The sequence below is a fragment of the Vibrio clamense genome, assembly GCF_050337905.1.
Classification (GTDB): Bacteria; Pseudomonadota; Gammaproteobacteria; order Enterobacterales; family Vibrionaceae; genus Vibrio; species Vibrio cortegadensis.
This window is the reverse complement of sequence record NZ_JAKJTJ010000001.1, coordinates 1-13,736: the sequence shown is the minus strand read 5'-3', so window position 1 is coordinate 13,736 and position 13,736 is coordinate 1. Positions and strand designations below refer to the sequence as shown.

Annotated in this window: 13 protein-coding genes and 1 pseudogene; 1 reads left to right on the top strand and 13 read right to left on the bottom strand. The window is 41.0% G+C overall.

Features of this window, described 5'->3' with window-relative positions; translation table 11 throughout:
• Nucleotides 1–369: 369 nt before the first annotated feature.
• The 9 genes from L4C39_RS00070 to L4C39_RS00030 all read right to left on the bottom strand — a co-directional run bounded on the left by L4C39_RS00070 (nt 370) and on the right by L4C39_RS00030 (nt 8,766).
• A complete protein-coding gene (locus tag L4C39_RS00070) occupies nt 370–729 on the bottom strand; it encodes a VOC family protein (RefSeq protein ID WP_429743693.1) in 360 nt (119 codons plus the stop codon).
• A gap of 179 nt (nt 730–908) precedes the next feature.
• Nucleotides 909–1,190 carry a hypothetical protein gene (locus L4C39_RS00065; RefSeq protein ID WP_429743691.1) on the bottom strand — a complete coding sequence of 94 codons (282 nt, stop codon included), beginning with the start codon at nt 1,188–1,190 and terminating at the stop codon, nt 909–911.
• Nucleotides 1,191–1,335: 145 nt separating this feature from the next.
• Nucleotides 1,336–1,611: a putative quinol monooxygenase gene (locus L4C39_RS00060; protein ID WP_429743689.1), complete on the bottom strand. Its 276-nt coding sequence runs from the start codon at nt 1,609–1,611 to the stop codon at nt 1,336–1,338.
• Between the two features lie 705 nt (nt 1,612–2,316).
• Nucleotides 2,317–2,772, bottom strand: a complete 456-nt coding sequence (locus tag L4C39_RS00055) for a GNAT family N-acetyltransferase (RefSeq protein WP_429743687.1) — start codon at nt 2,770–2,772, stop codon at nt 2,317–2,319.
• A 124-nt stretch (nt 2,773–2,896) separates the two neighbouring features.
• Entirely contained in the window at nt 2,897–3,316 is a 420-nt protein-coding gene (locus tag L4C39_RS00050) for a hypothetical protein (protein WP_429743685.1), read from the bottom strand.
• A gap of 264 nt (nt 3,317–3,580) precedes the next feature.
• Nucleotides 3,581–4,731 (bottom strand): IS3 family transposase gene (locus L4C39_RS00045; protein ID WP_171756650.1). Its coding sequence is split into 2 segments (ribosomal slippage): nt 3,581–4,488 and nt 4,488–4,731, totalling 1,152 coding nucleotides; the frame shifts between segments, so codons are not numbered across the junction.
• A gap of 1,665 nt (nt 4,732–6,396) precedes the next feature.
• Nucleotides 6,397–7,092, bottom strand: a complete 696-nt coding sequence (locus L4C39_RS00040; protein WP_429743684.1) for a DUF2971 domain-containing protein — start codon at nt 7,090–7,092, stop codon at nt 6,397–6,399.
• Nucleotides 7,093–7,194: 102 nt separating this feature from the next.
• A complete protein-coding gene (locus L4C39_RS00035; protein ID WP_429743682.1) occupies nt 7,195–7,629 on the bottom strand; it encodes a GNAT family N-acetyltransferase in 435 nt (144 codons plus the stop codon).
• A gap of 711 nt (nt 7,630–8,340) precedes the next feature.
• Nucleotides 8,341–8,766, bottom strand: coding sequence for a GNAT family N-acetyltransferase (locus L4C39_RS00030; RefSeq protein ID WP_429743680.1), 426 nt, complete (start codon nt 8,764–8,766; stop codon nt 8,341–8,343).
• 591 nt (nt 8,767–9,357) lie between these two features.
• On the opposite strand from L4C39_RS00030, the pseudogene L4C39_RS00025 reads away from it, so the two are divergent.
• Nucleotides 9,358–10,467: pseudogene (locus tag L4C39_RS00025) on the top strand (IS3 family transposase).
• An 11-nt stretch (nt 10,468–10,478) separates the two neighbouring features.
• On the opposite strand, the gene L4C39_RS00020 reads toward L4C39_RS00025, so the two are convergent.
• The 4 genes from L4C39_RS00020 to L4C39_RS00005 form a co-directional block, all read right to left on the bottom strand.
• The gene (locus tag L4C39_RS00020) at nt 10,479–10,967 is read right to left on the bottom strand and encodes a hypothetical protein (protein WP_429743678.1); all 489 of its coding nucleotides are present in this window, start codon (nt 10,965–10,967) and stop codon (nt 10,479–10,481) included.
• A gap of 217 nt (nt 10,968–11,184) precedes the next feature.
• Entirely contained in the window at nt 11,185–11,598 is a 414-nt protein-coding gene (locus L4C39_RS00015) for a GIY-YIG nuclease family protein (protein WP_429743676.1), read from the bottom strand.
• A 214-nt stretch (nt 11,599–11,812) separates the two neighbouring features.
• Complete coding sequence (locus L4C39_RS00010; RefSeq protein ID WP_429743674.1) at nt 11,813–12,391, bottom strand: hypothetical protein; 579 nt, start codon at nt 12,389–12,391, stop codon at nt 11,813–11,815.
• 145 nt (nt 12,392–12,536) lie between these two features.
• Nucleotides 12,537–13,289: an SDR family oxidoreductase gene (locus L4C39_RS00005; protein ID WP_371712846.1), complete on the bottom strand. Its 753-nt coding sequence runs from the start codon at nt 13,287–13,289 to the stop codon at nt 12,537–12,539.
• Nucleotides 13,290–13,736 lie beyond the last annotated feature (447 nt).

The window sequence follows — 13,736 nt, the reverse complement described above, 5'->3', positions numbered from 1 at the left end:
GAGTTGATACCCTTTAAGCTAGAATCCAAGACAGGAACAATTGCTTCATAGTCCTTATGAGTGAGTTTACCTGTAGCCTTAAACACTAAAACAGATTCCAAGCCAATGCGCTCAATACCTATTGTAATTCCATGACGTTCTATGCTCATAGCGAGTACCTCAAGTTGGATTGACCTATACAGCTTAGGATAAGCGAGCAACAAAAGATGAGAGCTAATTACCAGTTTTATGCGGAATTTCAATGAGTAACATAACGCCCAATTAAGGTGCGATAACGCTATAACACCCAAGCTAAACCATTGCGCCGTAAACACAAATTTCAAACCGGAGTGAAATCGGCAAGCGTTAGGAGTCACTCTTAAATGTTTGTTAGACGCGTGTTTCAGACCACACTGCAAACTCGTTACCACTTGGCTCAACGAAATGAAAACGGCAACCCCCGGGGAAATTGAAAATTGGTCGAACAACCGCACCACTATGTTTTAGTACTTTACTCTCAGTTGCCGATATATCCGCACTATAAAAAACTAAAAGTGCGCCGCCAGTTGATGTTTGACTACAAGCATCAGACTTAAAAAATCCACCATCTAAACCTTGATTCGAAAATGCCGCATATTCAGGACCATAATCAACAAATGACCAATCAAAGACAGAGCTGAAAAAAGCTTTCGTTGCAGCTAGATCCTTTGCTCCAAATTCAACGTAATTTAGCTTTTCATGTACATTCATATATTACTCCATTAATACTTGTGATCGAGAAAGCGGCTAACGCCCAATTAAGGTGCGACAACGCTATAACACCCAAACTAAACCATTGCACCGTAAACACAAAACTCAAATCAAAGTGAAATCGGCAAGCGTTAGGAGTCACTCTTAAATTGTTTGTTATGTTCATCAGTTGGCGTTAATTACGGTGTTTTAAAAGCAATAACTACGGTAGCAATTGCTGCTACTACTGTTGCTGCCGCCAAGATAACATTTAGCCAATAAATACGTTCGCTCATTTTGTCGGAACTGCTAGCACTCCTATCTAATTTTTCACCTAGTTCAAAGAGTGCATCTTCAATATCTTCTGTTGAACGGACTATAATCCCAGCTTTTTGTTGCTCATGAACAACACTTCCCGGCATAGCAACTTTGCCCATTTCTTCTAGTATTTCGTCTTTCGATTTATCAGCTACAAAACTCATATTACCTCCTTGAACATAACGCCGCGTTAAGTGGCGAGCAACGCTACCACGAAACCTAAACCATTGTGCCATAAACACTTAAACTGACCTAAAACTCAAAATGCCAAGCGTTGGGAGTCCGTCTTAAACGCTTTGTTATGCGTTTTCACTCAAAGATTTCATAATGACGTTCAACGTTACTTGTAACTTCACCCCAATGAGATCCCCTCACCCTATTTTGATGACTCTCAAAAGACTTTCTATCGACAAACTCTTCATAAACATCGAAACGAGTTGAATCGACTTCATCTTGAATAACCTTAAAAATCAGGCAACCCGGCTCTTGTAGAGTCAACATTTTATGGTTTTCTAGTTCATGTTTGACGATTTCTAAATCCTGCTCAGGTACGACAATGAAACCTTTCAAAGTTACTTTAGACATTATTTCCTCCATGACGCATAACGCCCAATTAAGGTGCGACAACGCTATAACACCCAAGCTAAACCATTGCACCGTAAACACAAATTTCAAACCGGAGTGAAATCGCCAAGCGTTAGGAGTCACTCTTAAATTGTTTGTTATATTGCCCGCACGATAGAGCCAAGTTTAGCGCCAAGGTGCTGAATTGGTTACAAATCTACTGGCTTTGAACTCAGAAGTAAAATGGATAGTTCGAAACTCAACCATAGACAACAGAACGCACTTGGCTAAGAAGCGGAATGAGCTAAAACTGGAGCAATTTGATCACCCAGAATGACAAAGAATTCGAGCGAGAAACCTGACAGCACAGTGCGCTGAAGCCACAACTTTCAATAAAGTCCCCACAAAAAAGAAGCCGCGCAAAATGAACTTGAGCCAGCAAAACTTACTAACGAGGAGACTTGCGTGACGTTGCAGCTAATTAACCTACAAACATTCTACGTGCGATGGTCATTTTGATGGCAACTTTCACGAAACGAACAGGTGTGTAGCTCGAACTCAGAACAAAGATAAACGGATAATTTAAGCCTTTGAATCTTATGCAATATAACGCCGCATTAAGGGGTGAACAACGCCTCCACCCGACCTAAAGTATTGTACCGTAAACACTAAATTTGAAGTAGATACAAAAATGCCAAGCGTTGAGAATCCCTCTTAAATGCTTTGTTATGAGGCAAGGTTCAACGACAATGATAAGAAGTTTTCATCACTATCAATGACTTTATACCCTAGCCTTTCATAGAAACTTACCGCTTTAATATTACGAACAAAACTTGATAACGAAATGCTGTCTCTATGCTCATTCTTCGCTTTTTCATGAACATAAGCCATGATAGCTTGCCCTAAACTTTGGTTTTGAAATTCAGGAAAAACAACCAACAAGTGAACATGATATGAATTGCTGTACTGTTTGAAGCAGAGCATTCCAACACGAGTCTGCTCAGAGTAAACCCAATAAAACCAATTCGGCTCATAATCATTAATTAGTCGATTTTTCTGATAATCATCACACCAACCAAAGACTGATTCTACGTGAGAATATAGCCCCATTTTCACCACTGAAAACAGCGACTCAAATTCACTTTCTAATACTGATTCTAACTTGATCACCATATGCCTCATAACGCCGCGTTAAGTAGTGAGCAACGCAGACCACCAAACCTAAACCATTGTGCCGTAAACACTAAATTCAAAGCAAACTGAAAATGCCGAGCGTTGGGAATCTGCCTTAAACGCTTTGTTATGTTCACACTCCCCAAAATGGCACAAACCCACCATAACCACTAACAACACCGCCTAAAAGTACCAAGATGATACCCACGTATTCATCTTTAAGAGCGATAACTGCCGGGTTTACATATTTTGGATCTTCCATCATGTTTACACTAGCAAAGCTACCCATCTGGTGATGTTTGACTACCGCAGCATACGGACTTTGCGCAATACTTATAAAATTGTGCTTTAAGGTAAGCAGTAACCCAACAGCTGATACAATTGCACCAGAACTTGAAAATAATGAAGGCATTCCAAGTACTGAAGCATAGAAATGTGAATAGTAAAATATGATTATTGACACGGCTACAGCCTTTTTTCGGTCAAATACCCACAATATGGAGCTATGGACGAATACCACTTTCGGCCACTTTAATAGTTTTTCCTGATCCAATTATCCTCCCGTGAACATAACGCCCAATTAAGGTGTGAGCCACGCTACCACTACACTCAATTTGGACGCCGTAAACACTAAACTAGACCAAAACCAAAAATGCCAAGCGTTGCGAATCTGTCTTAAACGCTTTGTTATGTTCGTTACTCAACGAATTTAGCATAAGACCTATCATCACAAAGTTCAGCCCAAGCCTCTTTTGAAATAATCTTGCTACTAAATCCATAATAACCCTGATCTGCTCCAGCCAGACTGGACACTTAACTAAGCGACATTTTGCTTTTCAAAGTTCATTGGGCTTAGGTACCCAAGAGCACTGTGCCTTCTCGTTCGATTATAATCAACCTCGATGTACTCGAAGATCGTTTGACGCATCTGCTCTCTCGTCATGATCGGTTCGTATTGGATTGCTTCAACTTTCATAGAATGGAAGAAGCTCTCAACACAAGCATTATCCCAGCAATTTCCTTTCCTACTCATACTTTGCCTTAGATTATAAGTGCTTATTAGGTCTCGATAGTCTTTCGAACAGTACTGACTACCTCGATCGCTATGAGTAATAACCTGCCCAGGGAAACCTCGGCGAAATAAAGCCATTGATAAGGTATCGCAGACCAGTGAGGCCGTCATTCTCGTATTCATAGACCAACCAATAACTTGTCTTGAATAGAGGTCAATAATGACAGCTAAGTACAGCCAGCCTTCGCTTGTGGCAACATAGGTGATGTCTCCTGCCCATTTTTGATTCGGAGCTGTTGCGTTAAAATCTTGAGCGAGAAAGTTTGGAGCAACGGGCATTTTATGCTTACTGTCCGTTGTACACTTAAACTTGCGTGCTGCTTTCGCTACTAAATCCTGACGTTTCATACTGGCAGCAATGGTCTTAACATTATGGTTGTCACCGCTCTCAGCCAATTCCTTTTGAATACGTCTTGAGCCATCTCGTTCTTTGCTAACGTCAAAGGCTTCTTTGACCTTGGTATCAAGCTTTTGGCGAGCTGCCTCGCGTTGAATCGCCTTGTGACGATTCTCAACCCAATAATAAAACCCACTTCGAGAAACTCTGAACACCTTAGCCATGCGAGTAACACTAAAACTCAGCAGGTGTTCGAGCATAAATTCATAGCAATTTACTTTAGATTTTTCGCGAAGTAGGTGGCGGCCTTTTTTACGATTTCTAGCTCTTCTGCTTGCTCTGCCAACTGCCTCTTTAGCTTAGCGACTTCAACGGCTAATTCTTGTTCTCGTTGGCTAATATTAGAATTCTTCTTTGTGGCTTTTCGCCAACCGTAGATCTGAGATTCATGTAATGAGAGCTGTCTTGCGGCTGCAGCTACCCCCACTTTATCTGCCAGCTTCAGGGTTTCTGCTTTAAATTCAGGAGAATGGATAATACGTTTCTTCTTGCTTGTCATGGTTCACCTCATTAGTGATTGTACTCACTTAACTCAGTGTCCAAAACTGCTGGTGCGGATCACTTTGAACGACAATGTAAAACTGAAAACTGCAGAACTCTAACCCAGACAACAAAACGCACTTGGCTAAGAAGCGACATGCGCTGCACAACCACAGTTTGAAGTACTTTGGCTGACAAAGGATTCATTCGACCAACCTGACAACCAAGTGCGACAAAGCCACTATTTTACGGATTAACCACCAAGAAAAAGAAATAGCGCGAGACGCACTAAGTGACCAAAATTACTGATGCGGAGAAATGAATAACGTTGAACTCAAAGAGCCGAAAAACACCCTACGCGCGATGAGATTTGGTTGCATAACTTTCGATAAACGAACAGGTGTAAAGCACAGAAACCGGACTAGGCTCTTTGAATAATAACGCTTTTCTACTTTTGCAAACTAACGCCCAATTAAGGTGCGACAACGCTATAACACCAAACTAAACCACTACACCGTAAACACAAATTTCAAATCGGAGTGAACTCGCCAAGCGTTAGGAGTCACTCTTAAATTGTTTGTTATATTGCCCGCACGACAGAGCCAAGTTTAGCGCCAAGATGCTGAATTAGTTACAAATCTACTGGCTTTGGACTCAGAAGTAAAATGGATAGTTCGAAACTCAACCATAGACAACAAAACGCACTTGGCTAAGAAGCGAAATTAGAAAAATTTGAGTAATACGAAGAGCCAGAATGACAAAGAATTCGAGCGAGAAACCTGACTGCAAAGTGCGCTGAAGCCACAATTATCAATGAAGTCCCCACGAAAAAGAAGCCGCGAAAAATGAACTTAAGCCAGCAAAACTTGCTAACGAGGAGACTTGCGTGACGTTGCAGCTAATTAACTGGCGCACTTTCTACGTGCGATGGTCATTTTGATGGCAATTTTCACGAAACGAACAGGTGTGTAGCTTGAACGGAGAACAAAGATAAACGGATAATTTAACCCTTTGAATCCTATGCAATATAACGCCCAATTAAGGTGCGACAACGCTATAACACCCAAGCTAAACCATTGCGCCGTAAACACAAAATTTAAATCGAAGTGAACTCGCCAAGCGTTAGGAGTCACTCTTAAATTGTTTGTTATATTGCCCGCACGACAAAGCCAAGTTTAGCGCCAAGATGCTGAATTGGTTACAAATCTACTGGCTTTGAACTCAGAAGTAAAACGGATAGTTCGAAACTCAATCATAGACAACAAAACGCACTTGGCTAAGAAACGAAATGAGCTGAAATTAGAGCCATTCGATTAGCTAGAATGACAAAGAATTCGAGCGAGAAACCTGACGGCAAAGTGCGCTGAAACCACGATTTTCAATTTAGCTTCCACGAAAAAGAAGCCGAGCAAAATGAACTTGAGCCAGCGAAACTTACTAACGAGGAGACTTGCGTGACGTTGCAGCTAATTAACCGACAAACATTCTACGTGCGATGGTCATTTTGATGGCAACTTTCACGAAACGAACAGGTGTGTAGTTCGAACGCAGAACAAAGATAAACGGATGATTTAACCCTTTGAATTTTATGCAATATAACGCCGCATTAAGGTGTGAGCGGCGCTTGGCTATACTTGAGCGAAGCGAAACTGCCAAGCGTTGCGAATCACTCTTAAATGCTTTGTTAGGTGATTACTGACGCATTACTTGGGTCAAGTTTAGTTTGAACTATAGGTATAGTGCTAGGTAGCAATTTTCTTAGCATTTCAACATAGATCTCACTGACACGGACACCAAGTAATACGCGACGAATTTTAGACTTAATTGGGAAATACTGTTCAGTTGTTATTATTCTGTATTCCCTTTCGTAATCCCAATCCTTGGTTTTTCTAGAGAAAATCTGTTCCGCTGATTCCCTTGTTAGCAAGGTATTCATCGCGATTGGTAAGGAGTCAACATATTTAACCTCAGACACAATGCTATCTTCAATTTCGAGTTCGATAGCGATACCTCTATGACTATCTGCATATAACGACCACATCTTTACGTCTGAAGGGGACTTTGAAAGACTGCAGATTTTGTACCCTTGGCTGATGTGACCTAAATCTTCAATGGAGGATAACTTTTGTCTTTTTGTCTGACCCTCTGGCAACTGCTTAAATGCAAGGAACTCATTATTTGATTTATCAAAAATTGGAACTACCTTAGGGTGGGCATCAAACAACTGCCCCTCAAAGGGATCATTTAGTTCCTTATATGACGCGCAATATAGGCGCTCGTTCAACAAGATGTCGAGCGTAAATTCAATTGAGTTCAAAGCCCTGTATTTGTATAAGATCATAACCCTTCCAGATATTTCAACGAAAGTTTGCTTCTTCACCTAACGCCGCATTAAGGTGTGAGCGGCGCTTGCCTATACTTTGAGCGAAGCGAAAACGGCAAGCGTTGCGAATCACTCTTAAATGCTTTGTTATACGCGTGGTTAAGTTCTGAGTGAGATACTCATTACGCTATGATTTGGCTCACTTTCAATATCAACCAGCGACCAACCTAAAGACTGGTACAACGGAGCGACATTTGTATAAGCATACAGATTACTTTGAAGCGTTTCTGATACTTGCTCAACACCTCGGTTAATCAACTCACTAGCAATGCCTTGACCGCGCCACTCTGGCGAAACAAAGACAGCATTAAACCAAATGACATCTGAACTTCCATGTGGCTCTTTAAAACGAGAATAAGCCAATCCACCGATAACTTCGTTGTTTCTCAAAGCGACCAAAACAGGAGGAAGATTAGCTTCAGATTTATAGGTATCAACGAAGAAAAAGTCAGACCATTCACTTTGAAATAACCTTTCTAGATCAGCCCAATACGAACTATTCTCATCACAAACTCTGAATACTAACTTGTTCATATTCGATTATTTCCTAAAAGCGTATAACGCCGCATTAAGGGGTGAACAACGCCTCCACCCAACCTAAAGCATTGTACCGTAAACACTAAATTTGAAGTAGATGCAAAAATGCCAAGCGTTGAGAATCCCTCTTGAATGCTTTGTTATATTGCCCGCACGACAGAGCCAAGTTTAGCGCCAAGGTGCTGAATTGACTACAAATCTACTGGCTTTGAACTCAGATGTAAAACGGATAGCTCAAAACTCAACCATAGACAATAAAACGCACTTGGCTAAGAAGCGAAATGAGCTAAAATTAGAGCCATTCGATTAGCCAGAATGACAAAGAATTCGAACGAGAAACCTGACAGCAAAGTGCGCTGAAGCCACAATTTTCAATAAAACCCCCACCAAAAAGAAGCCGCGCAAAATGAACTTGAGCCAACAAAACTTACTAACGAGGAGACTTGCGTGACGTTGCAGCTAATTAACCGCCACACTTTCTACGTGCGATGGTCATTTTGATGGCATTTTTCACGAAACGAACAGGTGTGTAGCTTAAACGTAGGACAAAGATAAACGGATAATTTAACCCTTTGAATCTTATGCAATATAACGCCCAATTAAGGTGCGATAACGCTATAACACCTAAGCTAAACTATTGTACCGTAAACACTAAATTCAAACCGAAGTAAAATTGCCAAGCGTTAGGAGTCACTCTTAAATTGTTTGTTAGGTTTGTGCCTCAAAGCTCATGAGATGATAGCTTTCTTTCCCTTTGCCCACTGTTTCTAGAATTGTGAAGCCTTGAGAAAGGTAAAACTTGGTAGCATTTGTATTTTGAACCAAACACTTGAGACTTAAGCGATTACTTAGGGATTTCGCATGATTTAGTAATTTTAAACCAACACCTTGCTTAAGGTTTTGAGGGCTTACAAATAGATGGTGTACGAAGTTTTCTGGCTTCCAGATTGAGGTAAAACCGATAACGGTATCCTGCTCTACAGCTACCCAAATTTCTTCTCCATCAGTGTCTTTCACAAAGTCAGTTAGACAATATGTTGCTGTGTCCATGAAAGTGAAGGTAGCAACTCTAGATTCAAAGTAAAGTTGCGCTGTTGCTTCGTGATGATGAGACTGAAACTTGATTATTTCCATGAACTTACCTATAAACCTAACGCCCTGTTAAGGTGTGAGCAACGCAATACCTAAGCTACCGCATACCACCTTAAACACTAAACGCAACGCATAGTAAAAATGCCACGCGTTGCGAATCACTCTTAAACAGTTTGTTATGTTTTTTTATGACAACTGCTCCTGATTACCACAACTATTACAGCTAAATAGAGCTTCTTCACTGTCCTCTGAAACCAATATTTCAAAATCCATGCTTTTGCAGACAGAACACTTGGGCTCGCTATCGAACCCAAGATATTTGAGAAACAAGTTTTGAATCAACGAGACTGCCGAACAAGTTAACAATAAGCATATTTTTGCGTCAGGTATATTTTTGTTTGGGGAATGCACAATTTCAGATGAATGATCCCATGCAGCTTCCATGACGTCCCTGCTACGCTTACGCAGTTTACTATTACTTTTCCCTGGAGCGTATATTGCAATTACTTCTCTCGCTATACCTTTGAAGTCAGCACCTTTAAGCCCTTTTTCTTCAAGTGTAACCATCCCCTAAAATAGGTGTATTCCGATTTAGAGTTCTTCCGTTTAAACTAAGTAAAACGGAGAACGATGATGAAAAAATCACGCTACACAGAATCGCAGATCGTTAAGATTTTGAAGGAAGTTGAAGCAGGCCGAAAAGTATCGGATGCTTGTCGTGAGTACGGTATTTCAGATGCAACGTATTATAACTGGAAGTCTAAATACGGCGGCATGGATAGCTCTGACATTAAGCGATTGAAAGAGCTTGAAGAGGAGAACCGTCGATTAAAACAGATGTATGCCGATTTGAGTCTGGATCACTCCATCCTTAAAGACGTTATTGAAAAAAAGCTGTAAAGCCATCGGTTCGCCGTGAATTGGTTGATTATGTGAAATACAAACATAACGTCAGCCAGCGCAGAGCGTGCCGAGTTGTTGGCATTAGCGATTCAGTTTATCGATATCAGCCAGATCTACATCGAGACGATGAGATCATTGATGTGCTTCAAAAAGCAGTTGAACGTTATCCTGCATATGGATTTAGCAAGTTATTTAAGACTCTAAAACGATGGGATTACAAATGGAACCATAAGCGAGTCCATCGCGTATATCGTTTGTTAAACCTGAATATGCGACGACGTGGTAAGAAGCGGCTTCCAACGCGTTACTATGCCACTGTGCGTGCCAGACCATGCAAATGAATGTTGGTCTATGGATTTTATGAGCGACTCTTTACAGTGTGGAAGACGTTTTCGTACGTTTAACCTTTTAGATGATTTTAATCGTGAAGCATTGGCAGTAGAAATCGACTTGAGTTTACCGACGGTTCGTATACTTCGCGTACTTGATCGAGTTGTCGCATGGCGTGGGCATCCACAAAAGATAAGAATGGATAACGGGCCTGAATTTATCTCGCTAAAACTGGCTGAATGGGCGGAGAACAATCAGATTGAGCTGGAGTTTATCAAACCAGGAAAGCCCACACAGAATTCTTATATTGAGCGTTTTAATAGAACCTATCGTGATGCCATTTTGAATATGTACGTGTTTAAGACGTTAAATGAAGTTCGCGAATTAACAGAAACTTGGGTAAAAGAGTATAACCATGAGCGACCACATGACTCACTGGAAGATCTTACCCCATGGGAGTATTTGGCTAAATCACAACGAAAGGAAGACTCTAATTTCGAGTGCCACTAATTGAGGGATGTTTACACAAGTAAATTAGGATTGTCATTCACCAACACTCCCGCTAGTTCAATTAAGCTCTCCCTACATGTCAAACCTATCGCTTGAAGATCTTCTGGCGCAGATACGTCATTCAAAGCAACAGCTGCGTTATTAAGACGCCGGCTAATAGATTTTACATGCTCAATATCGAGTGGAACCTCATCAATAATGTGTTTGAACTCAAGATGATGACGTGCTTGAAGACGTTGAGAAATGCCAAGGTGAAATGAATAAGCCTCATCGGCTGAAAAGTAAAATTCGTTTTGAGTGTATAGGTTCATTGGAACACCCTCACCTTCCACGACCCACCAACTACCATCGGTTTTAGTTTTAACATTCCAAACATGAATTTCACCGCCCATATCTGTAAATGTTTGCTCAACTTGTATGAACTTAATGTCCTTGATATCTTGCCCTGAAAGGTAAGATTCAATTCTCTGTTCCGCATCAACACGATATTCTGGTGTCATAAAAACCTACAATAAACTGAAAAATTGAGTAAAAACATAACGCCGCATTAAGGTGTGAGCAACGCTACCACAACACTAAACCATTGCTCCTTAAACACAAAACCCAACGATGACATCAAAAATGCCAAGCGTTGGGAATCACTCTTAAATGCTTTGTTAAATTTCAGTTTTAAGCTAGCTAAATGGCAAAATTACGTTCATTTAATATCCGCCTTTTTTAGTAGTAGGTATTTCCTCTTACTTGCGTATAGGAAATATCACAATACTCCCACGCATCTTCAATTAACCCAGCAAGAGTATAAAGATATTCGTCAGCAAGGTCGTGACCACCAAAATGCTGGTGAGGAGTCTCTAGGTGTAATGCAGCTTCTTCTGGAACTAAGTGAAAAAACTCTCGCCTTGGGTTAACTCGATGACCTTTCATGACTTCATGCGCAATTGTTTCAGCTTCTTTCATGTTAGGCACTTCCCATACGGTGTGAATATACATGGGTTTTGCAGTTCCCGTCGAGTGTAATTGTTTCTGTCTAGCTACCGGGTTTATAGATAATCCAATCTTGACTTCATTAGGGTTAGTATCGTTCACAAAAATGTAGATATAACCAGGTCCCTTCGGTGATCTTCCTGCCATAGAGCAAAGCCTCTGTTTATGTAATTTTTCTTACTTTACATCATTAAATAAAAATTTATCCAACGTGTTTCACATCAACAGAATTGAATGAAATTTAACGCCGCATTAAGGGGTGAACAACGCCTCCACCAAACCTAAAGTATTGTACCGTAAACACTAAATTTGAAGTAGAAGCAGAAATGCCAGGCGTTGAGAATCCCTCTTAAATGCTTTGTTATAAGGCTTTGAAAAGTGGTGAATTTTCCGCATCAACGTCATAATGAAGCACTGCCCACAAATCTCTTAATGAGCCTAAGATATCTGCACATTTTTCACGCTCAATTGATAGAGGCGACTTGTTGAATTTGGAAATTACATCATTTGAAAACTGGTAACTTCTTACTTCATCGTCATAACCGACTTCAACTGTACCATTGTCGATAAAGAAGTCCTTACTATGAGCGACTTCATTTCGTAGCTTAATCAGCGATATTAAGGTTTGATATTGCTGACTCGTGTTATCGGTTATGCATGTGCCTGTCGAGAATAAATAACCCAATGCATCTAACTTTTTCCCCAGATTCATGGAGAGAAAAGCCGTTGCATGTCTTTTATAATGATCTCGCGGGAATGTATGAAATGCCCAACTAACTATTCCGTCGTTTAACATAGACTCGAAAGCTGCTGCACACGACAATATAAAAGCGTACTTATTAGGGTTTCGACTGTAATCATCATCTTCAACGTGATTATAGAGATATTCAGCTGAATCAAGTAACCCTTTTGATGAGCTGACCAATGTTGATATGTTCATCTTACTCCGTTTGCCTTATAACGCCCAATTAAGGTGCGACAACGCTATAACACCCAAGCTAAATCACTGCGCCATAAACACAAAATTCAAACCGGAGTAAACTCGCCAAGCGTTAGGAGTCACTCTTAAATTGTTTGTTATGCATTTAAAGCCCACCACACAGGTCTAAGTAATTCCCCGTAGAGAATGATGACTTTTCCGATGAAAGCCAATAGATAGCTTCTGCTACCTCTTCAGGACGCCCTCCTCGTTGGAGAGGGATAATACTTTTTAACCGCTCTATCCTTTCAGGCTCACCACCATCAGCATGCATTTCCGTATAAATGAGCCCAGGGCGAACGCAATTAACTCTGATACCTTCTGAGGCAACTTCTAGAGATAACCCTTTTGTCAGCGCATCAATTGCCCCTTTAGACGCTGCGTAATCAATATACTCATTTGGCGAACCCGAACGAGATGCGCCCGATGAAACATTCACTATCACACCTCCATGCCCACCATGACGTGTAGACATGCGTTTGACTGCCTCACGGCAGCAAAGAAAGTAACTAGTCACATTATTAGATAGGATGGTATTGATTCGGTCGGCAGTCATATCTTCGAGGCGTGATTGTTTGCGAAGAATACCTGCATTATTAACAAGCACCGACAAAGCACCTAGTTCATCATCGATTCTCGCAAATAGCCTTGATACTTCAACTTCACTCGAAACATCAGCTTGAACCGTAATACACGGACCACCTGTTAACCTAATTTCATGAGCTAACGCTTCTGCCGCTGCCGAATTGGACTTGTAATTAATACAAACTGCATAGCCGTTAGAAGCGAATAGCTTTGAAGTGGCAGCACCGATGCCTCTACCACCCCCGGTGACTAGAACTACTTTTGATTCACTCATATATCATCCTTGAGTCTCGAAATTGGAGAAATGCATAACGCCGCGTTAAGTGGTGAGCAGCGCAACCACTGCACTTAAAGTATTGTGCCGTATACACTAAAGATGAAGCAAACAAAAAATGCCAAGCGTTGGGAATCCGTCTTAAACGCCTTGTATGGATAATAGGCACTCCAATCGGGTAAGGTGAGACCCAGACTTTAGCTGCAACTAAAGTTCTTCTATTTGGTAGTTCGATTAAATGATGGCTCCTCTATTGAGAGACCGATAACAAGTTCGAACGCCAGATAGAACTCCAAGCACCACACTCGAATAGTCTTCTGGGTCTCGAGCCCGCATTTGCAAGCAAGAGTTAGCTTATTATGAATACAAATACACTTCAAAACATTAATGTCGGCGTTGATACTGGCAAGTCACAATTAGATATTTACATCCGCCCTCTCGACCGAC

What these genes read in the sequence shown, in the direction of transcription:
- L4C39_RS00010 (WP_429743674.1), bottom strand. Translation starts at nt 12,391, where the DNA reads ATGAACATATCAACATTGGTCAGCTCATCAAAAGGGTTACTTGATTCA.
- L4C39_RS00070 (WP_429743693.1), bottom strand. Translation starts at nt 729, where the DNA reads ATGAATGTACATGAAAAGCTAAATTACGTTGAATTTGGAGCAAAGGAT.
- L4C39_RS00015 (WP_429743676.1), bottom strand. Translation starts at nt 11,598, where the DNA reads ATGGCAGGAAGATCACCGAAGGGACCTGGTTATATCTACATTTTTGTG.
- L4C39_RS00030 (WP_429743680.1), bottom strand. Translation starts at nt 8,766, where the DNA reads ATGGAAATAATCAAGTTTCAGTCTCATCATCACGAAGCAACAGCGCAA.
- L4C39_RS00055 (WP_429743687.1), bottom strand. Translation starts at nt 2,772, where the DNA reads ATGAGGCATATGGTGATCAAGTTAGAATCAGTATTAGAAAGTGAATTT.
- L4C39_RS00020 (WP_429743678.1), bottom strand. Translation starts at nt 10,967, where the DNA reads ATGACACCAGAATATCGTGTTGATGCGGAACAGAGAATTGAATCTTAC.
- L4C39_RS00060 (WP_429743689.1), bottom strand. Translation starts at nt 1,611, where the DNA reads ATGTCTAAAGTAACTTTGAAAGGTTTCATTGTCGTACCTGAGCAGGAT.
- L4C39_RS00035 (WP_429743682.1), bottom strand. Translation starts at nt 7,629, where the DNA reads ATGAACAAGTTAGTATTCAGAGTTTGTGATGAGAATAGTTCGTATTGG.
- L4C39_RS00065 (WP_429743691.1), bottom strand. Translation starts at nt 1,190, where the DNA reads ATGAGTTTTGTAGCTGATAAATCGAAAGACGAAATACTAGAAGAAATG.
- L4C39_RS00005 (WP_371712846.1), bottom strand. Translation starts at nt 13,289, where the DNA reads ATGAGTGAATCAAAAGTAGTTCTAGTCACCGGGGGTGGTAGAGGCATC.